This is a genomic window from Micromonospora sp. WMMD967 (assembly GCF_029626165.1).
Lineage (GTDB): Bacteria > Actinomycetota > Actinomycetes > Mycobacteriales > Micromonosporaceae > Micromonospora > Micromonospora taraxaci.
Map to the genome: position 1 here is coordinate 3,268,066 of NZ_JARUBK010000001.1, position 20,392 is coordinate 3,288,457.

Annotated in this window: 18 protein-coding genes; 8 read left to right on the forward strand and 10 right to left on the reverse strand. The window is 71.0% G+C overall.

Features of this window, described 5'->3' with window-relative positions:
* Positions 1-67: 67 nt before the first annotated feature.
* From O7631_RS15280 to O7631_RS15290, 3 genes are all read right to left on the reverse strand, one after another.
* Complete coding sequence (locus O7631_RS15280) at positions 68-745, reverse strand: hypothetical protein (protein ID WP_278147943.1); 678 nt, start codon at positions 743-745, stop codon at positions 68-70.
* Between the two features lie 163 nt (positions 746-908).
* The gene (gene yaaA / locus O7631_RS15285; RefSeq protein ID WP_278144824.1) at positions 909-1,706 is read right to left on the reverse strand and encodes a peroxide stress protein YaaA; all 798 of its coding nucleotides are present in this window, start codon (positions 1,704-1,706) and stop codon (positions 909-911) included.
* 53 nt (positions 1,707-1,759) lie between these two features.
* Positions 1,760-3,478, reverse strand: a complete 1,719-nt coding sequence (locus O7631_RS15290) for a hypothetical protein (protein WP_278144825.1) — start codon at positions 3,476-3,478, stop codon at positions 1,760-1,762.
* A gap of 124 nt (positions 3,479-3,602) precedes the next feature.
* Between O7631_RS15290 and O7631_RS15295 the strand changes: the two genes are divergently transcribed.
* On the forward strand, positions 3,603-4,643 hold the full coding sequence (locus tag O7631_RS15295) for a phosphatase domain-containing protein (protein ID WP_278144826.1): 1,041 nt from the start codon (positions 3,603-3,605) through the stop codon (positions 4,641-4,643).
* A gap of 124 nt (positions 4,644-4,767) precedes the next feature.
* Here the strand turns inward: O7631_RS15295 and glgB are convergent, their stop codons facing one another.
* Positions 4,768-6,870, reverse strand: coding sequence for a 1,4-alpha-glucan branching protein GlgB (gene glgB, locus O7631_RS15300; protein WP_278144827.1), 2,103 nt, complete (start codon positions 6,868-6,870; stop codon positions 4,768-4,770).
* Positions 6,858-9,056, reverse strand: coding sequence for an alpha-1,4-glucan--maltose-1-phosphate maltosyltransferase (locus tag O7631_RS15305; RefSeq protein ID WP_278144828.1), 2,199 nt, complete (start codon positions 9,054-9,056; stop codon positions 6,858-6,860). The genes glgB and O7631_RS15305 overlap by 13 nt, the downstream gene beginning before the upstream one ends.
* 251 nt (positions 9,057-9,307) lie before the next feature.
* On the opposite strand from O7631_RS15305, the gene O7631_RS15310 reads away from it, so the two are divergent.
* Positions 9,308-9,565 carry an AbrB/MazE/SpoVT family DNA-binding domain-containing protein gene (locus tag O7631_RS15310; RefSeq protein WP_278144829.1) on the forward strand — a complete coding sequence of 86 codons (258 nt, stop codon included), beginning with the start codon at positions 9,308-9,310 and terminating at the stop codon, positions 9,563-9,565.
* Positions 9,555-10,010, forward strand: coding sequence for a type II toxin-antitoxin system VapC family toxin (locus O7631_RS15315; RefSeq protein ID WP_278144830.1), 456 nt, complete (start codon positions 9,555-9,557; stop codon positions 10,008-10,010). Before O7631_RS15310 ends, O7631_RS15315 begins: the two co-directional genes overlap by 11 nt.
* Positions 10,011-10,218: 208 nt before the next feature.
* Here the strand turns inward: O7631_RS15315 and O7631_RS15320 are convergent, their stop codons facing one another.
* Positions 10,219-10,773, reverse strand: a complete 555-nt coding sequence (locus O7631_RS15320; RefSeq protein WP_278144831.1) for a TetR/AcrR family transcriptional regulator — start codon at positions 10,771-10,773, stop codon at positions 10,219-10,221.
* Positions 10,774-10,872: 99 nt separating this feature from the next.
* On the opposite strand from O7631_RS15320, the gene O7631_RS15325 reads away from it, so the two are divergent.
* Together O7631_RS15325 and O7631_RS15330 are read left to right on the forward strand one after the other, a co-directional pair.
* A complete protein-coding gene (locus O7631_RS15325) occupies positions 10,873-11,289 on the forward strand; it encodes a nuclear transport factor 2 family protein (RefSeq protein WP_278144832.1) in 417 nt (138 codons plus the stop codon).
* Complete coding sequence (locus tag O7631_RS15330; protein WP_278144833.1) at positions 11,286-12,119, forward strand: NmrA family NAD(P)-binding protein; 834 nt, start codon at positions 11,286-11,288, stop codon at positions 12,117-12,119. The genes O7631_RS15325 and O7631_RS15330 overlap by 4 nt, the downstream gene beginning before the upstream one ends.
* 42 nt (positions 12,120-12,161) lie before the next feature.
* Here O7631_RS15330 and O7631_RS15335 read toward each other — a convergent pair whose 3' ends face one another.
* Entirely contained in the window at positions 12,162-13,256 is a 1,095-nt protein-coding gene (locus O7631_RS15335) for a DUF222 domain-containing protein (protein ID WP_347403509.1), read from the reverse strand.
* Positions 13,257-13,633: 377 nt separating this feature from the next.
* On the opposite strand from O7631_RS15335, the gene O7631_RS15340 reads away from it, so the two are divergent.
* The gene (locus O7631_RS15340; protein ID WP_278144834.1) at positions 13,634-14,599 is read left to right on the forward strand and encodes an inositol-3-phosphate synthase; all 966 of its coding nucleotides are present in this window, start codon (positions 13,634-13,636) and stop codon (positions 14,597-14,599) included.
* Between the two features lie 42 nt (positions 14,600-14,641).
* Here O7631_RS15340 and O7631_RS15345 read toward each other — a convergent pair whose 3' ends face one another.
* Both O7631_RS15345 and glgA read right to left on the reverse strand, forming a co-directional pair.
* On the reverse strand, positions 14,642-14,926 hold the full coding sequence (locus O7631_RS15345) for an antibiotic biosynthesis monooxygenase family protein (protein ID WP_278144835.1): 285 nt from the start codon (positions 14,924-14,926) through the stop codon (positions 14,642-14,644).
* Between the two features lie 211 nt (positions 14,927-15,137).
* Positions 15,138-16,346: a glycogen synthase gene (glgA, locus tag O7631_RS15350; protein ID WP_278144836.1), complete on the reverse strand. Its 1,209-nt coding sequence runs from the start codon at positions 16,344-16,346 to the stop codon at positions 15,138-15,140.
* Between the two features lie 72 nt (positions 16,347-16,418).
* Here glgA and glgC point away from each other — a divergent pair, with 72 nt between their 5' ends.
* Together glgC and pgm are read left to right on the forward strand one after the other, a co-directional pair.
* Positions 16,419-17,651: a glucose-1-phosphate adenylyltransferase gene (gene glgC / locus O7631_RS15355; RefSeq protein ID WP_088990519.1), complete on the forward strand. Its 1,233-nt coding sequence runs from the start codon at positions 16,419-16,421 to the stop codon at positions 17,649-17,651.
* A 31-nt stretch (positions 17,652-17,682) separates the two neighbouring features.
* Positions 17,683-19,326: a phosphoglucomutase (alpha-D-glucose-1,6-bisphosphate-dependent) gene (pgm, locus tag O7631_RS15360; protein WP_278144837.1), complete on the forward strand. Its 1,644-nt coding sequence runs from the start codon at positions 17,683-17,685 to the stop codon at positions 19,324-19,326.
* Between the two features lie 126 nt (positions 19,327-19,452).
* Here the strand turns inward: pgm and O7631_RS15365 are convergent, their stop codons facing one another.
* Entirely contained in the window at positions 19,453-20,385 is a 933-nt protein-coding gene (locus tag O7631_RS15365) for an NAD(+)/NADH kinase (RefSeq protein WP_278144838.1), read from the reverse strand.
* Between the last annotated feature and the right edge of the window lie 7 nt (positions 20,386-20,392).

Consider the following 20,392-nt stretch of genomic DNA (forward strand, 5'->3'; position numbering starts at 1 on the left):
CTCACGCGGTGCACTGTGCGCCGTCGGGCCCGTGGGCGCAAGCCCTCCGCTGCTGCTCCGGGCGGGATCAGTAGGGCGGACGCCCTGCCGTCGCCGCGGCCACGGCTCGGTTCGTCGGCGGCGGCGTGACGGGCGTCGTCGCTGGCCCGCGCGCCGGCTCCAGGGCCGCGCTGCTCAGGATCCGCGCCCGGTCCGGGCCGTCGTTCACGCTGACCAGGAAACAGCCGGTGCCGGGGCGGAGCCGGGCCGGCACGTCCAGTACCGCCGCGCTCCGGATCAGCACCGCGGCCAACTCCCGGTCGGTGAGCCGCACGCCGAGGATGTGCCGGCGGACGTGCCGCCCGGCGGCCAGCAGCGCCGAGCGCCAGGCCGCCGCCGAGAGCCGGGTCGCCAACCGCCGGCGTGCCGGCGAGGCCCCGGGCAGCGGCCCGCCGAGCAGCTCACGCCGCCCCTGCCACCAACCCGCGTCCACCACCCGGGTGTACGCGCCCCGGTGTTCCCGGGGCACCCACAGCCGATGCAGCTCGTAGCGGCGGCGCAGACCTCCGACGGTGACCTCGTGGGTGACCGGGATGTCCAGCCGGGCGAGCAGTTGCCGCATCCGTTGTGCCGCGTCCTCCCGGTTGAACTCCACCCCCGACGCGTACGCCGGGAGTGCCGTGCTCGACCGGGCGGTGGCCGGGGGCGGCGTGCAGCGCAGCAGGCAGGCGGCCTCGAACGCGTCGCCCAGGGTCAGCCAGTCCATCGGAGACGGCAACGTCGGAGGGCGGGGCCGGTCGAGCACTGCGGGTTCGGAGGTCAACGGAGGCTCCCTCGTCGGAGTCTGGGTGTCCCTACCGTGGCCCCTGCGCCCCCGTAACGGAACTGCTCCGGCCCAGCCTTGAGCAAATCTTGCGGCTGCCGACCCGTCAGAGGTCGGTGACCACCAGATCCACCTGCCGTGCCCGCCCGGGCGCGGGGGTCTGCTCCACGACCGTGTGTTTCAACTCCCGCAACGCGGCGACCAGTTCGGCGGCGGTGCGCGGTCGAGCGCCGGCGACGAGGAGGTCCCGGACCAGACGCCCTTTGGTCGCCTTGTTGAAGTGGCTGACCACCGAGCGGACCGGCACGCCGTCGACCTCCCGCTCGTGCAGCACCCGCACGGTGACGGTCCGCTCGGCCAGCTTCCCGCGCGGCGTCCAGGTGGCCGCGTACGCGCCGGAGCGCAGATCCAGCACCGGGCCGTTGCCGGCGGCGGCGTCCAACACCGGCGCCAGCTCCGTGCGCCAGTACGCCGACAACGCCCCCACGTCCGGCAGGCGAGCGCCGATCGGGCAGCGGTACGGGGGGATCCGGTCGGCCAGCCGGACCACGCCCCACAACCCGGAGCTGATCATGATCGACCGGCGGGCCGCCCGCTGCGCCGTGGCCGGCAGCGAGGCCAGGTCCAACGCCTCGTAGAGCACCCCGGTGTAGAGCCGCTCGGCGGGCGCGGTGGCTGCCTCCCGCAGTCGGGCGTTGCGGCGCAGCTCGCCGAGCTGACCCTCGCTGAGCCCGAGCGCCGCCCGCGCGGCCCCCACGTCCGGCCCGGCGCAGAGCGCCACCAGCGCGTCGAGCACCCGCTCCCGGGCCGGGTTCAGCTCGGGCAGCGACACCCGGTCCGGGGACCAGCGCCGTCCGGTGCCGGCGTCGGCCTTCCCCTCGGAGGGCGGCAGCAGGATGAGCATGGGTCTCCTCGGGCGGTGCAACGGCGGCGGCCCGGCCAGCGTACGACCCGCCACTACCGCCAGGGGCGCACCGGGGTGTCGGGGTGGTACACGCGATACCCACCGACCTCGCGTACCGGTGCGGCATCGGCCCGGTCGGCCAGCAGCCGGCGCAGCCTCCGGTCCATCGGCGAGTCGACCTCCGTCACGTAACCCGGCCGTTCGGCCCGCCCGACCTGCCGCCAATACGGCAGGTAGCGGTTCTGCCCGGGGGACAGGTCGCCGTCGAGCACCCCGCAGACCACCGTCTCGTTCGTGTTGAAGATCAACCGGTTGCAGGTCCAGTAGTCCCCGTACACCTGGTGGGGGCCGTTGGCCCGCAGCGCGGCGGCCAACTCCCGGGCCTGGCGCTCCTCGGTCCGGGACGCCGCGGTGCCGGTCGCCGCGAAGAGCACCGTGATCAGCAGCGCGGTCGCGGTCAGGGCGGCCAGCACGGCGGTGGACAACGCCCCGGCGAGCCGTCCGAGCGCGCCGACAGTGCCCCGCCAACAGGCGACCGCCACCACCCAGAGCGGCCAGAGCACCGCCGGCAGCGACAGTTGCAGCACCGACAGGTACCGGGCGTTGTCCAGCGGGCTGGTCGCGGCGAGCGGGCTGCGCACGTACGACAGGAGAGTCAACGCGGCACCGACGACCAGCGCGAGCTGCACGACCGGCCCGACCCGCGCCCCGCGCGGCCCCGCAGCCGCCCGGCCGGTCTGCTCCCCGCGCGGCCGGGCCGCCCGGCTGGTCTGCTCCCCGCGCGGCCGGGCCGCCCGGCTGGTCTGCTCCCCGCGCGGCCGGGCCGCCCGCCGGTACGCGAGCGCGGCGAACACCGCGCCGGCCAGCAGCAGCACCGGATACAGCACCCCGAACCACTGCTGCCACCGACCGCAGCCGTCCACCGGGCAGAGCCCGTGCGCCAGCGGCACCCCCTCCAGCAGACCGCCCCGGATCCGGTCGGACCATGGCGGCAGCGGCCCGGCCTTGGTGCTGATCTCCCGGAACACCGACAGCGAGTCGTCACCCGGCCCGGCCCGCAGGTTGTCGACGATCATCGGTGCCACGCCGACGGCGACCCCGGCCACCAGCAGCAGACCGGACCAGCCGAGCAGTTCCCGCCGCACCGCCCAGACCAGGGCCAGCCCGGCCACCGCCAGGTACGGCAGGATCAGCCAGTCTGACCAGAGGGCCAGCCCGACGAGCAGGCCGAACGCGGCGACGGCGAGTCGTCGGCGGTGGATCGTGCCGGCGGCCAACCCCACCGTGATCAGCAGAATCAACAGCACCGCCGGTTTCACCTCGGGTCGACCGCCGACCACGGTGAGCTGGTCGCGCACCACCCGCTCGCCTCCGAGCACGAGCAGCCCCACGACGAAGGTGGCGAACCAGGGTGCGCAGATCCGGCGGGTCAACCGGTGGATCAGATAGAGGAACAGCGCGTACAGCGCGAGCATCGGCAACCGCAGCACCGGCCAGCTCGGCCCGGCCACCGCCACCAGGGGCGCCGCCAGGTACGACTCGACCATCCCCATGTAGTGCTGGCCGTAGAGGAAGACCGGGCGTTCCCGGCCCTGCCCGATGTGCAGCGCGGCAAGGCCGAACGTGGCCTCGTCGCTGTTCGACACCGGCACCGTGAACACTGTCAGGACCAGTCGGTAGACCACACCGGCCACCCCGAACAGCAGCGCGACGAGCGCCGGCCGGTCGAGTCGTGGACGCCATCGCCCACGGTGCTGCTCTGGTTGCGACACGACCAACGCCCCCGTCGTCGTCCCGACCGGAGTGTTTCACGTTCCACCGGGCCGCCGAGGTGGATCGGCGCAGTCGGAGGCCACTCGCGTGGCCGTGGCTGTCGGCGTGTGGCAGGGTTGGCGCGTGCCACCCACTCCCGCCGGCCAGCTGGCCGTTCCGACCCTGCACCGGGCTGCGCGGATCGAGGACGCCGTTCACCAGCTCGTGCAGCGTCGTCTGCGGCGCACCGGCTGGCGGGTCAACATCGTGGCGTACACCGGCTACGGCGCTCCGGGTTGGGTGCGGGTGATGTGCCGGGTGCTGTTGGGGCGTCCGGACACCCGCCAGCGGGGTCGGCTGGAGAAGGTCCGTGGTTGGCGCAGCTTCACCACGCTGCCCAACAAGCACGTCACGGTGACCATCGAGGCGGGTGGGGTGCGGCACGAGACCCAGGCCGACCGCAGCGGCTTCGTCGACACACTCGTCGAGGCCGACCTGCCGCCCGGTTGGGGCACCGTCCGCCTCAGCGTCCCGGACGCCGAACCCGTCGACGCGCCGGTGCGCATCCTCGACCCGGAGGTCAAGTTCGGCATCCTCTCCGACATCGACGACACGGTGATGGTCACCGCGCTGCCTCGGCCGCTGCTCGCCGCCTGGAACACGTTCGTGCTCGACGAACACGCCCGAGCCGCCGTGCCCGGCATGGCGGTGCTCTACGAGCGGCTGGTCACCGCGCACCCGGGCGCGCCGGTCTTCTACCTCTCCACCGGCGCATGGAACGTGGCACCCACCCTGACCCGCTTCCTGTCCCGACACCTCTACCCGGCCGGGCCGCTGCTGCTCACCGACTGGGGCCCGACCGCCGACCGCTGGTTCCGCAGCGGCATGGAACACAAGCGGTCCACCCTGGCCCGGCTGGCCAAGGAGTTCCCCGACGTGCGTTGGCTGCTCGTCGGCGACGACGGCCAGCACGACCAGGAGATCTACCGGGAGTTCGCCGCCGCCCACCCCGAGAACGTCGCCGGGGTGGCGATCCGCCGCCTCTCCCCGACGCAGTCGGTGCTGGCCGGCACCCTGCCCGCCCCGGCCGGACGCCCGTCGTCGGGGCCGGTGGGGCAGAAGTGGCTGTCCGCCCCGGACGGCGCCGGCCTCTGGCAACTGCTGCGCGACGCCGGCCTGGTCTGACGCGGATTCCTGCGGGGTGCCGCACTGATCAAGTGATGAGAAGTAGGTCAGAAACGACCCTGGCACCTACTTCTCATCACTTGATCAAGGTGAGTGCGTCGTCGGCCGGTGTCGGCGGCAGGGGTCAGCCCTGGCGGAGCCAGACGGCACCCAGCGGCGGCACCTGGAGAGCCGCCGACGCCACCATCCCGTGCCACGGCACGTCCTCGGCCCGTACCTCGCCCAGGTTGCCCACCCCCGACCCGCCGTAGTGGTGCGCGTCGGTGTTCAGCACCTCGGTCCACGTCCCGCCGGCCGGCAACCCGATCCGGTAGTCGTGCAGGGGCTGGGCGGAGAAGTTCGCCACGCAGACCAGCGTCGAACCGTCCGGGGCGATCCGGACGAACGACACGGTGTTGTTGGCGACGTCGTCGCCGGCGATCCACCGGAACCCGGCCGGGTCGGTGTCCTGCGCCCAGAGCGCCGGGGTGTCCCGGTAGACCCGGTTGAGGTCGCCGACGAGCCGCTGCACACCGGCGCGGGCCGGGTCGTGGAGCAGGTACCAGTCGAGGCCGCGTTCCTCGCTCCACTCCCGGTCGTCGGCCAGCTCGGAGCCCATGAAGAGCAACTGCTTGCCCGGGTGCGCCCACATGTACGCCAGCAGCGCGCGGACGTTCGCCAGCCGCTGCCAGGTGTCGCCGGGCATCTTGCCGGCCAAAGATCCCTTGCCGTGCACGACCTCGTCGTGGCTGATCGGCAGCACGTAGTTCTCGCTCCAGGCGTACGCCAGGGAGAAGGTGAGCTGATGGTGGTGGTGCTGGCGGTAGATCGGGTCCTTCGAGGTGTAGAGCAGGGTGTCGTGCATCCAGCCCATGTTCCACTTGAACCCGAAGCCCAGCCCGCCGTCGGCGGTGGAGCGGGTGACACCAGGCCAGGCCGTGGACTCCTCGGCGATCATGACGACACCGGCGTGGTGCTTGTAGACGGTCGCGTTCACCTCCTGCATGAGCGCGATGGCTTCCAGGTTCTCCCGACCGCCGTACTGGTTGGGCGCCCACTCGCCGTGGTTGCGGGAGTAGTCCAGGTAGAGCATCGAGGCGACGGCGTCCACCCGCAGCCCGTCGACGTGGAACTGGTCGCACCAGTAGAGCGCGTTGGCGACCAGGAAGTTGCGCACCTCGCTGCGGCCGAAGTCGAAGACGTACGTACCCCAGTCGGGGTGTTCGCCACGGCGCGGGTCGGGGTGTTCGTAGAGCGGGGTGCCGTCGAAGCGGGCCAGGGCCCACTCGTCCTTGGGGAAGTGCGCGGGCACCCAGTCGAGGATCACGCCGACGCCGGCGGCGTGCAGCCGGTCGACGAGGTAGCGGAAGTCGTCCGGGTCGCCGAACCGGGACGTCGGCGCGAAGTAACCGGTGACCTGGTAACCCCAGGAACCGCCGAACGGGTGCTCCATTACCGGCAGGAACTCGACGTGCGTGAAGCCCAGCCCGGTGACGTACTCGGTGAGCTGTTCGGCCAGCTCGCGGTAACTCAGCCCGGGTCGCCACGAGCCGAGGTGCACCTCGTAGACGCTCATCGGTTCCTGGTGAGGCTGCCGTTCGGCCCGGCGGGCCAGCCAGTCCGCGTCGTTCCACCGGTACGTCGAGTGGTGTACCACCGAGGCGGTGGCCGGGGGCACCTCGGCGTACGCGGCCAGGGGGTCGGCCTTGTCCCGCCACTGGCCGTCGGCGCCGAGGATCCGGTACTTGTAGCGGGCCCCGACGCGGGCGTTGGGCACGAACAGTTCCCACACGCCGGTGGAGCCGAGCGAGCGCATCGGCCAGCCGTCGTCGGGCGCCCAGCCGGTGAAGTCGCCGATCACCCGTACTCCGCGGGCGTTGGGCGCCCACACGCTGAACGCGACGCCCTCGTCGAAGACCCGGGCGCCCAGCGCGTCCCACAGCCGCTCGTGCCGGCCCTCGCCGATCAGGTGCAGGTCCAGGTCGCCGAGGGTCGGCGGATAGCGGTACGGGTCGTCGTACGCGGTGCCGTCGACCTCCACCCGGTAGTCGAGCACCGTGCCGTCGACGGTGGCCTCGAAGACGCCCACGTCGTGCACCCGCTTCATCGGGTACCGCTCGTCGCCGACGAGCAGCACCACGTCGCCGGCGCCCCGGCGCAGCGTGCGGATCGTCGTCGAGGAGTCGGCGGGGTGCGCGCCGAGCACCGCGTGCGGGTCGTGTGTCGCGCCGGAGATCAGCTGGTCCATCGGGCGTCCTTCGGTGCGGCATCGGTCGGTGCGGGGGCGGACCGGCGGGCGGTCGACCGGCGCGGAGGGGTCGGAACGGGGCCGGACCCGCGCGGAGGGGTCGGAACGGGGCCGGACCGGCGTGCCGGGGTCGTCGGCACCGGGGTCGTCGGTGCGGTGCCGCCGGAGAGGTCGTCGGGCACGTCGGCGACGGTGAGGTCCGCCGGTTCGGCGCCCGCCGGTTCCGGCGTGGCCGGCGGGGTGGGGCGGCGCACTGTCAACACGTGCGCCGGTTGCAGGTACGGGTCGAGCCGTACCGCGTTGCGTTGACCCCAGTCGTAGCTGGTGCCGGTCAGCTCGTCGTGCACCGTGAACCGCTCGTGCCAGTCGAAGCCCAGCGCCGGCATGTCCAGCGTCGTGTTGCCCCACTGCACCTCGCGTGAGTCGAACGAGCAGACCACGATGACAGTGTTGCCGGTCGCCGGGTCGTGCTTCGACCAGCACAGCAACGCCGGGTTGTCGATCTCGTGGAACCGCAGGTTGCGAAGCTGGTGCAGCGCCGGGTTGTCCCGGCGTACCCGGTTGAGGGTGGTCAGGAACGGGGCCAGCGAGCGGCCCTGCGCCTCGGCGGCGGCCCAGTCCCGGGGACGCAGCTCGTACTTCTCGTTGTCCAGGTACTCCTCGGCACCCGGGCGGGCCACGTGCTCGAACAGCTCGAAACCGGCGTACATTCCCCAGGAGGGGGAGAGCAGCGCGGCCAGCACCGCCCGGATCTTGAACATCGGCGGGCCGCCGTGCTGCAACGACTCGTGCAGGATGTCCGGCGTGTTCGGCCAGAAGTTCGGCCGCATGTGGTCGGCCGACTCGACCAGCTCCTCGCAGTACTCCCGCATCTGCGCGGCCGTCGTGCGCCAGGTGAAATAGGTGTACGACTGCGTGAAGCCGATCTTGCCGAGGCCGTGCATGATCGCCGGGCGGGTGAACGCCTCGGCCAGGAACAGCACATCCTTGTCGACCTTCTTGACCTCGGCAATCAGCCAGTGCCAGAAGTCGAACGGCTTGGTGTGCGGGTTGTCCACCCGGAAGATCCGGATGCCCTCGCCGACCCAGTGCAGCACCACCCGCAACACCTCGGCCCGGATGCCCTCCGGGTCGTTGTCGAAGTTGACCGGGTAGATGTCCTGGTACTTCTTCGGCGGGTTCTCCGCGTACGCGATGCTGCCGTCGGCCCGGGTGGTGAACCACTCCGGGTGCTCCGTCACCCAGGGGTGGTCCGGCGCGCACTGCAACGCCAGGTCCATCGCGACCTCGAGGCCCTGCGCCGCAGCCGCCTGGACGAAGGCCCGAAAGTCTGCCGGCGTACCCAGGTCGGGGTGGATGGTGTCGTGGCCGCCCTCGGCGGCGCCGATCGCCCACGGTGAGCCCACGTCGGTCGGCCCGGCGGTGAGCGCGTTGTTGCGGCCCTTGCGGTTGACCCGGCCGATCGGGTGGATCGGCGGCAGGTAGAGCACGTCGAAGCCCATCGCGGCCACCCCCGGCAGCCGGTCGGTGGCGGTCGCGAACGTGCCGGACCGGCCGCCCACGGCCCCCTCGGAACGGGGGAAGAACTCGTACCAGGCGGAGAAGAGCGCCCGCTTGCGGTCGACCCAGATCGAGTACGTCTCACCGGCGGTCACCAACTCCCGCACCGGGTGCTGCCAGAGCAGGTCGGCCAGTGCGAGCGCCGGGTCGACCCGCTGCGGCAGCGGCAGGTCCGTCTCGGCGAGCGCGGCGAGCGCGTCGGCGACCCGGGGCCGGTCGGCGGCCGGTACGAGGTCCCGGGCGGCGGCGAGCACTCGCGCGCCCTCGGCCAGGTCGTTGGCCAGGTCCTCCGGCCCCTGCCCGGCGGCGATCTTCTTGGTCACCGCGTTCTGCCAGGTGAGGTACGGGTCCTGGAACGCCTCGACGGAGAACGTCCACGCGCCGACGGCGTCCGGTGTGATGACGGCGTGCCAGCGATCCTGGCCGGGTTCACCGGGGCGCATCCGGGTGAACGGCAGGGTGGTGCCGTCGGGGCCGGCCCACACCACGTTGCAGCCCAGCGCGTCGTGCCCCTCCCGGTAGGCGCGTGCCGACACCGGAACCGGCTCGTCGACCACCGCCTTGGCCGGGTACCGCCCGCACGAGACGACGGGGGAGACGTCTTCGATCGGGAACCGTCCAGTCACCCCGCCAACCTACTGCGCGAGATCCGTTCGCGCGCGGCCAAGCCCGCCGGTCCGCCCCGCCCTCTGGGGATGCGCGCCAAGATCCGCGCACTTTCGGTGAAACTGCTGCCTCAGCGAGCTTTGAGGCAGCAGTTTCGGTGACGTTGTGCGGATCTTCACGGGGAACGGGCGGATCACGGCCGCGTTCGCGGATGGTGGCGGGCCGGCACGGAGGTCCCGCACCGAAACGTGTCACGTATCGTTGGTATTACGTGACGGAGGTCCAGAGCATGCGGTTGAACAGCAAGGGCCAGGTGACCATCCCGGCAGCTCTTCGGGCGCGATACAACCTGCACGAGGGCGACGAGGTCGATGTGGTCGAGGACGGTGGGACCCTCCGCATCGTGCGCGTGCACGGTGCCGACACCCGTGGGGAGCGTCTCGTCCGCCACATGCGGGGTCGGGGAAGCGCCAAGGAGACCGAGCACATGTCCACCGAGGAGCTGATGGAGTTGCTGCGTGGCGAGTGACCGGCTCCGCGCAGTGCCGTCGCGTCCATCCGACGCGACGACGACCCTGGTCGACACCAATGTGCTGCTGGACATCCTGACCGATGACCCCAAGTGGGCGGAGTGGTCCGGGGCCGCCCTCGCCGAAGCCCGTGACGCAGGCAACCTGGTGATCAACCCCATCGTGTACGCCGAGGTGTCGGTCCGTTTCTCCCGCATCGAGGAATTGGACGAGGCATTGCCGGCTGGGGACTTCCTTCGCGAGGAGCTTCCATACCTCGCGGGCTTCCTCGCCGGCAAGGCTTATGCGCGGTACCGCAAGCTGGGCGGCACGAAACGCTCACCGGTAGCCGACTTCTACATCGGCGCGCACGCGGCCGTGTGCCGATACAGCCTGCTGACCCGTGACGGGTCGCGATACCGCACGTACTTCCCGAGCCTGACGCTGATCACGCCAGGCGAATGATCGCCGCCGGGCCACTGCCCGGCTGCGGTCAAGATCGACATGTGTTCATTGAAAGCGCGGCATGGACGCGAGCCTATTGCGGCGGTTTCCTGAAATCCGAGTGGATCAAGGTCGGACGAGGGGCCCGATCGGCTTCAGTCGGGCGGCGTCAGGCGCGCCAGCCGGCATCATTCAGCCCACCACCACCCTCGGCGTCGCCTGACCGCCGTCACACAGTCTCACCGTCGTCGCCGAGTACGGAGCCGACAAGTGCGTCCAGTCCCGCGTGCCACCTGGCTTCGGGCCAGTCGCGCAGGAGCTCGACCAGGTCGCTGCGGACGGCGGCGAGCAGGGCGTGGGCCAGGTAATCCGCCGCCTGCGGGCCGCGTGCTTCGGCCACGAGGCCGGCGAGCAGGGCGTGCCAGTGGTCGTACGCCTCATTGCGGTACGGACTGCCGCCCCCGGCGCTCTCCAGCGCCAGCGTGAGCACCCGGTTGTCGAGCTTGAAGCGCAGCATGGCCCGCAGTAGTTCGACGGCCTGCTCCGCTGGCGGCCGGTCGGGTGACACGGCAAGCGACTCCCGCAAGCGCAGCCCCCGTTGCTCGTAGAGGGCGCGGATGAGCCCGATGCGGTCGCCGAAGCGCCGGAACAAGGTGCCCTTGCCGACGCCGGCCGCGGTGGCGATGTTGTCCATCGACACCTGATCGGGGTCGGCTGCGGCGTCGAACAGACGTCCGGCGGCGGCCAGCACCGACTCCCTGTTGCGTAGCGCATCGGCCCGCACCAGGCCCCCTCTCGCCAAACGGACTGGCGGTCCGTATAGTTGAAACGGACCGGCGGTCCGAATGCTATCGCGACCGTCCCGGACGACGAAAGGACGATCATGTCGAACGATCCCGCCGGGGTGTTCCACCGTGGCATGGAGCTGCTGCTCGCCAAGGACATGGCTGGTTTCATCGCGCTGTTCGCCGAGGACGCGGTGCTCGAGCTCCCGTTCGCGCCGCCGGGCCAGCCGCGCCGAGTAGTTGGGCGCACCGAGCTTCACGACTACCTGATCGACTATCCAGCCCTGCTCGACGTACGCGAGATCCGTGATCGCACCGTGCACGAGACCAGGGATCCAGAGGTCATCGTCGTGGAGTTCGTCGCCTCCGGTCACGTCGTCGCCACGGGTCGGCCGTACGAGCTGCAGTACATCGCCGTGCTGACCATCCGCGACGGGCGGCTGCTGCGCTATCGCGACTACTGGGATCCGATCGCCGCACAGGAACTGCTCGGTGGCGGCCTGGTGCGCTCATGATCCTGGTCATCGGTGGCACCGGAACCACCGGCCGCATCGTCGCCGCCACACTCGCCGAGCGTGGTCACCCCACCCGGATCGCCAGCCGACGCCCCTCCCCGGGAGGGTTCCGATTCGACTGGTACGACCCGGCCACCCACCCGGAGGCTCTGGGGGGTGTGCGCGCGATCTACGCCATCCCTCCGGTCGGCGAGGTCGACCCGGCACCGATCATGCTGCCGTTTCTCGACCGGGCACGCAGCGCCGGTGTCCGCCGGGTGGTTCTGCTCAGCTCCTCGGCCATCGGGCCCGCCGAACACGGACTGGGCCTGGTGCACGCACGGCTGGGTGAGCTGTTCCCGGAATGGGCGGTTCTGCGGCCGTCCTGGTTCATGGAGAACTTCGTCAGTGAGCAGCCGCACGCCGTGAGCGCTCGCGATCATGGCGAGATCGTCAGCGCCACCGGCGCGGGGAGGGTCGGCTTCGTCGACCCTGCCGATATCGCCGAGGTCGCGGTGCGGGCTCTCACGGACCCGACGTCGCACAACATCGACCACGTCATCACCGGACCAGAGGCGCTGAGCTACGACGAGATCGCCGCCGTCCTCAGCGAGGTCAGTGGTCGGTCGGTCAAGCACCGTGCGGTCGACGCGGCAGAGCTGGCCGCACGCCACAGCGCGAACGGCGTACCGCCGGACTTCGCCCACTTCCTCGCGAGCCTGGACACGGAGATCGGGGCAGGCGCGGAGGACCGGACGACGTCGACCGTCGCGGACGTGACAGGTCGCCCGCCGCGATCCTTCCGGGACTTTTGCCGGGATCGCCTACGCGGCGACAGCGCTAGTGCCTGACTGACGCTCCGTCGGCACTGGCGACATCCAACGCCTCGTTGGCTATCTCCGTCGGTGGTACGTGTTGCGGCGGGGGAGTTGCTCGGGATCGAGCCAGGCCGGCGGCACGAACTCGGGGTGGCCGTCACCGCCGAGCCGGACGGCCCAGTCGCCGTGGTGGAGGTGACGGTGGTGGTGACCGCAGAGCAGCACGGCATTGTCGAGGCTGGTGTCGCCGCCATCGGCCCAGTGCCGGATGTGGTGGCCGTCGCACCAGCGCGGCGGGCGGTCACAGCCGGGGAACGCGCAGCCCCGGTCGCGCAGCACGAGGGCGCGGCGTAGCGACCCGGTGATGAGGCGGCGTTGCCGGCCGACGTCGAGGACCTGGCCGTTGCCGTCCAGCACGGCGGGCAGGATGCGCGCGTCGCAGGCGAGCCGACGCACGGCCTCGGCGCTGAGCTGTAGGCCGCTGTCCAGGGTGCCCGTGCCCACCTGCCGCGCCAACCCGTCGTAGCTGGTGGTGAGGACAACTTGGGCCAGGTCGCCACCGTTCTCGGGTAGCTCACCGGTGCGCAGGGCGAGCCGGCACACGTCAGCCACGGCTGCGTGGCGGCGTTGACCAGGGGTGCGGGTGTTGTCGGGCCCACTGGGGGTGGTGAGCGGGTCGATTGCGGCGCGTAGCGCGGCGGCGGCTTCGGTGTCGAGGATTCCGGCGAGGCGCAGCCGGCCGTTGGGCTGCTCGCTGATGGTGACGTGCCGGTCGCGGGCTGCTCGTGCTTCCTGTGCCCGCAGCGCCGCCTCGGCGGCGGCGTCGGCGATCTCGGGGGCGACGTGGTCGAGGATGCGGGTGCCGAGCTTGCGCAACTGGGCGGCGTCGAACTGCGCCGCCCAGTCGACAAGGACACCGACAGCCTTGTCGGCGGCCTCCGCGCCGGCGGCGGTCCGGACGGTCGCGACCGTTTCGGCGACGACCCGTGCCTGTTCCAGGTCGACCCTTCCGCCCGACAGCGCGTCCCGGATCCCGGCCGGGGCGGTATCGAGCATCGCGGCCATCTCGACCAGTCGCCGGGCGGCACCGACCCCGAGCCGCAGCCGGTCGCGTAGCCACACCGCCGTCGAGGACGAGCCCTGCGCCGTCGCGGTCCCTCGACCGTCCATCCTGTACGACGCTCAGCTTGACTGCCGCCAGCCGCTGCTCCAGGCGATGCGTCGCATCCAACGCCGCCACGAGATCGCGCTCGCTGGTCGCCCAGGCGGGCATCTCGAAGCAGGCCGCGACCACGGCCTCCGCCTGCTCCAACGCATCGATCACCACCAAAGACTAGAACAGGTGTACGACAATTTCGGGCGCCGGTGGCAGCCTTGCCGGTGTGGTGGCCCGTCGGCGTCGCGCTCGCCGGCGACCTGGCCGGGCCGCCTGGTTGACGCTGTCCGCAGACGGCCCGGTTTTCGGCAACGCGAGTTGATCAGGGCCGGTGCTGTCGGCGGTCCTGTCGGGGCGGCCCAGCATGCCGGAGGTGACGTAGCCTCCGCCCATGATCGAACGGGTGAAGGTCGCGGTTGTCGGTGTCGGCAACAACACGTCGGCACTGGTGCAGGGGCTCGCCCTCTACCGCCAAAGCGGCAGCCTGGTCGGGATCCGCAGACCGGTGATCGACGGGCTCGGGGTGGGGGACGTCGACATCGTGGCGGCCTTCGCCACCTCCGAGGAGAAAATCGGTCGGGACCTGACCGAGGCGATCTTCTTGGCGCCCAACAACTTCCCTCGGCTGAACTGCGAGCTGCCCCGAGCGGGCGTGCCGGTCAGGAAGGGCCTCCTCGATGCGAGCGAGGTGCAGCGGGTGGCGGCGGCGCTGGCAGGGGCGGAGGTGTTGCTCTACTCGGCACCGAGTGGCCGACCGGAGATCGCCCAGGCGTACGCCGAGGCTGCCCACACGGCGGGCGTCGCCTTCATCAATACGACCTCCGACCCGGTCGCCCGCGATTCACGCTGGATCGACAGGTTTGAGGCAGCCGGGCTGCCGTTGCTCGGCGACGACCTGGCCAGCCAGTTCGGCACCTCGGTGCTGCACAACGCGCTCCTGCGGCTCATCGAGGAGCGCGGCCTCACACTGGTCAGCTCCTACCAGGTCAACCTCGGGGGCACCGAGGACTTCCGCAACCTGGTGGAGAACCCCGATACCAAGAAGCAGTCGAAGCTCAACGCGCTGTCGGCGGCCGACGGCTCGGTGCAGGCCGACGGCTCGGTGCAGTTGGCCCCGCTCGGCTACCTGTCGCAGCTGAAGTCGCAAAAGATCGCGCATCTCAACATCGAGGCACAGGGATGGGCGGGGACGGCGGTGACCCTCGACGTGAAACTCAGGGTGCACGATCCCAGCGGCGCCGCCGGCGTCAACATCGACCTGGTCCGGCTGGCGGCGAGCGCGTTACGGAGCGGCCGGGGCGGCTTTCTGGCCGAGGCGACGTCGTTGCTCAAGTCGCCGCCCGGTACGGCGATCTGACACCGGGAGCCGCCGTCTGTAGCTGGCGGGTCGAGGACGGTGCTACGCCTCCTCGACCCCGGCAACCCGGTACGTGCGGACGCTCGCGTCCCGCAGCGGTGGTAGCTCCAGGGCCGGGCCGTCACCGTCGCGGAACCGGTTCAGATGATCATCGGATTCCCACCGCTCGTACACGTTGATCCGGGTGGGATCGAGCTGGTCGGCGGACTGGTTGAAGTCCAGGCAGCCCGGCGCGGCGCGGGCCAGACGGGTCACCTCCGCGACTTCACTCAGGTACCGGTCGCGGTCGGTGGGATCGACGTGCAGCGTTCCGGCGATGATGAGCAACTCGTCTCCTCGCGGCTTGTCGAAGTGATCGTCGTCGACGATGTCACAGTTGTCTCCCGTGGCGCAGGCTCACCGCCGACGCGGGCGCCGCGCCTTGATCCACGCGCGTTTCGTGAAACTGCGGTATCAATCTGCCTTCGATGCCCCGCTTTGCTGAAAGGCGAGTGGATCAACGCGCCTGCGTCGAGCTCTGGGCCCTAGGCCCAGGGGCTCAGCCCGTCGCGCCGACCGAGCGGTAGACCTCCAGCGTCTGGCGGGCGATGGAGTCCCAGGAGAAGTGCTCCACCGCGCGCCGGCGGCCGGCCAGGCCGAACCGCTCGGTACGTGTCGGGTCGGCGAGCAGGGTGTTGATCGCCGCCGCCAGGTCCGCCACGAACGTCTCCGGCCGCAACGGGGTTCCGGACCCGTCGGTGGCCTGCTCGATGGGCACCAGCAGGCCCGTCTCGTCGCCGGCCACGACCTCGGGGATGCCGCCGGTGGCGGTCGCCACCACTGCCGTCTCGCAGGCCATCGCCTCCAGGTTGACGATGCCCATCGGCTCGTAGACCGACGGGCAGACGAAGACCGTCGCGTGGGTGAGCACCTGGATCACCTCGGGCTTGGGCAGCATCTCGGCCACCCAGACCACTCCGGACCGGTTGGCCCGCAACTCGGCCACCAGCTCCTCGACCTCGGCGGCGATCTCCGCCGTGTCCGGCGCGCCGGCGAGCAGCACTAGCTGCGTGTCCGCGGGCAGCTCCCGGGCGGCCCGCAGCAGGTACGGCAGCCCCTTCTGCCGGGTGATCCTTCCCACATACACCACGCTGGGACGGGACGGGTCGATGCCGAGGCGGTCGAGCACGTCGGTGTCGTGGTCCGGGGCGTACTGCACGGTGTCGATGCCGTTGTAGACCACCCGGACCTTCGACGGGTCGATCTGCGGGTAGGCGGTCAACACGTCCGTCCGCATCCCCCCACTCACGGCGATCACCGCGTCGGCGGCCTCCATCGCGGTCCGCTCGATCCAGGACGAGAGCGCGTAGCCGCCGCCGAGCTGCTCTGCCTTCCACGGCCGCAGCGGTTCCAGGCTGTGCGCGGTCACCACGTGCGGCACCCCGTGCAGCAGTTTCGCGGTGTGGCCGGCCAGGTTCGCGTACCAGGTGTGGCTGTGCACCACGGCGCTGCCCGCGGTGCCGGCGGCCATCTCCAGGTCCACACCCATCGTCCGGAGCGCGGCGTTGGCGCCGGTCAGGCCCTGCGGTTCGGGGTACGCGGTGACGCCCGGCTCGGTGCGCGGCTGGCCGAAGCAGTGCACGCGGACGTCGGTGAGGCGGCGCAACTCCCGGGCCAGGTACTCGACGTGCACGCCCGCTCCGCCGTAGACCTCCGGCGGGTACTCGCGGGTGAGCAGATCGACGCGCAGCGGGGTGGGTTCCGTCATGACCCCGCACCCTAGTGCAGAAGAGTCCCCGTACGAGTGGTGAAGTGCGACGCGGGTGGATAGCGTCGTGGCATGGCTGCCAAGGTGCTCGCGATCGTCCTGGCGGGTGGGGAGGGCAAGCGCCTGATGCCACTCACCACGGACCGGGCCAAGCCGGCCGTCCCGTTCGGCGGGATGTACCGCATGGTCGACTTCGTCCTCTCCAACCTGGCCAACGCCGGCTATCTCAAGATCGTCGTGTTGACCCAGTACAAGTCCCACTCCCTCGACCGGCACATCACCAAGACCTGGCGGATGTCCACGCTGCTCGGCAACTACGTCACCCCGGTGCCCGCGCAGCAGCGTCGCGGCCCGTGGTGGTTCGCCGGCTCGGCCGACGCCATCTACCAGAGCTTCAACCTCATCAACGACGAGCAGCCCGACTACGTGATCGTCTTCGGCGCCGACCACATCTACCGGATGGACCCCCGGCAGATGGTGGAGGACCACATCGCCTCCGGCGCCGCGGTGACCGTCGCCGGCATCCGCCAGCCGCTGTCGATGGCCGACCAGTTCGGCGTCATCGAGGTCGGCGAGGACGGCAAGCGCATCCGGGCGTTCCGCGAGAAGCCGACCGACGCGGTGGGTCTGCCCGACGCGCCGGACGAGATCTACGCCTCGATGGGCAACTACGTCTTCACCACCCGCGCGCTCTGCGAGGCGGTCGAGCGCGACGCGGAGGACAAGACCAGCAAGCACGACATGGGCGGCAGCATCATCCCGATGCTCGTCGAGCGGGGCGAGGCGAACGTCTACGACTTCCGCGACAACGAGGTTCCGGGCAGCACCGACCGCGACCGTGGCTACTGGCGTGACGTGGGGACGCTCGACTCGTTCTACGACGCGCACATGGATCTGATCAACGTGCACCCCGTCTTCAACATGTACAACTTCGACTGGCCGATCTACACCGAGCAGCTGCCGTGGCCGCCGGCGAAGTTCGTCCACCAGTGGGGTGAGCGGGTCGGCCGCGCGGTCGGCTCGATGGTCTCCCCGGGCGTGGTGATCTCCGGTTCGCTGGTGGAGAACTCCATCGTGTCGCCGAAGGTGCGGGTGCACTCGTGGGCGCACGTCGAGGGCTCGGTGCTGATGGAGGGTGTGGAGATCGGCCGGCACGCGGTGGTCCGGCGGGCCATCCTGGACAAGAACGTCTTCGTCCCGGAGGGCGTCGAGATCGGCGTCGACCTGGAGAAGGACCGGCAGCGCTACACCGTCTCCGACAACGGCATCGTGGTGATCGGCAAGGGCCAGAAGGTCGAGCCGTGACCGACCCGCACACACCGAGGAGGATCCCGCAGTGACCCACCCCCGTGCCGGCCAGCCCGCCGAGCCCGCCGACCTGGTCGACGTGCCGCGCCTGGTGACCGCCTACTACGCCGAGCACCCGGATCCCGCGGACCCGGCGCAGCAGGTCTCCTTCGGCACCTCCGGCCACCGCGGCTCGAGCCTGCGTAACGCGTTCAACTCCGACCACATCCTGGCGGTCACCCAGGCGCTCTGCGACTACCGCCGCGAGCAGGGCCTGGATGGGCCGCTGTTCCTCGCCCGGGACACCCACGCGCTCTCCGCGCCGGCCGCCGTGGACGCGTTGGAGGTGCTCGCCGCCAACGGGGTCACCGTGCTGGTGGACAGCCGCGACGGCTACACCCCCACGCCGGCGTTGTCGCACGCGATCCTCACGCACAACCGGGGTCGGACCAGCGGTCTCGCCGACGGCATCGTCATCACCCCGTCGCACAACCCGCCCGACGACGGCGGCTTCAAGTACAACCCCACCAACGGCGGTCCGGCCGACACCGACGTCACCCGGTGGATCCAGGACCGGGCCAACGCGATCCTCGCCGCCGGGCTCAAGGAGGTCCGCCGGGTCACCTACGCGCGGGCCCGGGCCGCGGACACCACCGGGGAGTACGACTTCCTCGCGCACTACGTCGACGACCTGCCGGCGGCGATCGACATCGACGCGATCCGCGACGCCGGTGTGCGCATCGGCGCTGACCCGCTGGGTGGGGCGAGCGTGGCGTACTGGGGTGAGATCGCCGAGCGGCACCGGCTGGACCTGACAGTTGTCAACCCGACGGTCGACCCGACCTGGCGGTTCATGACCCTGGACGGCGACGGCAAGATTCGGATGGACTGCTCCTCGCCGAACGCGATGGCGTCGCTGATCGCCGCCCGCGCCGACTTCCAGATCTCCACCGGCAACGACGCCGACGCCGACCGGCACGGCATCGTCACCCCCGACGCCGGCCTGATGAACCCCAACCACTACCTGGCGGTGGCGATCGGCCACCTGTTCCGTACCCGTTCCGAATGGGGTCCGGCCGCCGCCGTGGGCAAGACGCTGGTCTCCTCGTCGATGATCGACCGGGTCGCCGCCGACCTGGGCCGACCGCTGCTGGAGGTGCCGGTCGGCTTCAAGTGGTTCGTGCCCGGCCTGCTCGACGGGGCCGTCGGATTCGGCGGCGAGGAGAGCGCCGGGGCGTCGTTCCTGCGCCGCGACGGTTCCACCTGGACCACCGACAAGGACGGCATCCTGCTCTGCCTGCTCGCTTCCGAGATCCTGGCCACCACCGGGCGCAGCCCGAGCGAACACTGGGCGGAGTTGGCCGAGCGCTTCGGCGCTCCCTCGTACGCGCGGATCGACGCCCCGGCCACCCGGGAGCAGAAGGCCGTGCTCGCGAAGCTCAACCCGGACCAGGTCACCGCCACCGAGTTGGCCGGTGAGCCGATCACCGCGACCCTGACCACCGCACCCGGCAACAACGCCCCGATCGGCGGCCTGAAGGTCAGCACCGAGTCCGGCTGGTTCGCCGCGAGGCCCTCCGGCACCGAGGACGTCTACAAGATCTACGCCGAGTCCTTCCAGGGCCCCGATCACCTGAAGAAGATCCAGGAAGAAGCAAAAAACCTGGTAGACCAGGCCCTAACCCAGGCCTGACCCCCTCCGGCCCACCCTGCGTGCGCCCCCGGGCCCCGCTCACGGTGATCAAGAGGTTTGCGTCACGACACGCCGGTCGGCATGACGCAAACCTCTTGATCAACAGCTCCTGGGCGGGGCCGGGTTTCAGCAGGGTGGGGGGTCGGCGGGTGGCGGGAGCTCCTGGCTGCGCCGGCGTAGCTCTTCGGGCAGCAGTTCGCGGAGCTGCTCGGGGAGGAACGGCAGGTCGAGCAGCGTCATCTTCAACTGGTTACGCTCCTGGTAGCGCAACGGGTCGAAGCGGACCACCAGACCGGCGTCGCGGCGGTACGAAATGTCCACCGCTCCCTCGGTGGCCGCGTCCCGGAACACCAACCCGTCCATCTCCACGACGACCGGAGACGAGTTGGGCTGCAACTCCAACCGGATCTTCTCGTCCGGCGAGAGCACGACCGCCCGGGAGATGCCGGCCATCGGCGCCGCCGGCGTGATGACCACCGAGTCCGCCGCCGGGGAGATCAGTGGACCACCGGCCGCGTAGCTGTACGCCGTCGAGCCGATCGGGGTGCTGACCACCACGGCGTCGCTGCGGTAGTAGCCGTACTGCTGGCCGTCGATGGCGAGCGTGACGCTGACGAAACCGGCGCCCGGTTGGCGGACCAACGCGATGTCGTTGAACGCCACGACGTCGTCACCGCACACGTCGCAGGCGAGGCACGCGTGCGACTCGACGGTGAAGTCCCTCGACAGCAGCCGGCTCAGCGCGTCGGGCAACTCCGGCGGTTCGATCTCGACCAGAAACCCCAGACGACCCAGGTGTACGCCGAGCACCGGCTTCGGGTCGCGGATGGCGGATCGCAGCGCACCCAGCATGGTGCCGTCACCGCCGATGCTGATCAACGCGTCGGCGCGGACGGCGACCTCTTCCCCCGGCACCGGTTCGACGCTGGACGGGACGCGGTGCTGGTCCTCCTCGCGCACGAACAGCGTCTTGTGGTGGCGGGTCGCCCACCGTCCGATGATTTCGACCACCTCGGTGACATCCCGGGTGGGGTGCAGCACAAGTCCCAGCCCCGACACCCGTACA

Bases quoted from the DNA above. Each gene is read 5' to 3' on its own strand.
- glgC (WP_088990519.1), top strand. From the start codon at position 16,419: ATGGCTGCCAAGGTGCTCGCGATCGTCCTGGCGGGTGGGGAGGGCAAG.
- O7631_RS15335 (WP_347403509.1), bottom strand. From the start codon at position 13,256: ATGGACGGTCGAGGGACCGCGACGGCGCAGGGCTCGTCCTCGACGGCG.
- O7631_RS15280 (WP_278147943.1), bottom strand. From the start codon at position 745: ATGGACTGGCTGACCCTGGGCGACGCGTTCGAGGCCGCCTGCCTGCTG.
- O7631_RS15340 (WP_278144834.1), top strand. From the start codon at position 13,634: ATGATCGAACGGGTGAAGGTCGCGGTTGTCGGTGTCGGCAACAACACG.
- glgA (WP_278144836.1), bottom strand. From the start codon at position 16,346: ATGACGGAACCCACCCCGCTGCGCGTCGATCTGCTCACCCGCGAGTAC.
- yaaA (WP_278144824.1), bottom strand. From the start codon at position 1,706: ATGCTCATCCTGCTGCCGCCCTCCGAGGGGAAGGCCGACGCCGGCACC.
- O7631_RS15330 (WP_278144833.1), top strand. From the start codon at position 11,286: ATGATCCTGGTCATCGGTGGCACCGGAACCACCGGCCGCATCGTCGCC.
- glgB (WP_278144827.1), bottom strand. From the start codon at position 6,870: ATGGACCAGCTGATCTCCGGCGCGACACACGACCCGCACGCGGTGCTC.
- O7631_RS15325 (WP_278144832.1), top strand. From the start codon at position 10,873: ATGTCGAACGATCCCGCCGGGGTGTTCCACCGTGGCATGGAGCTGCTG.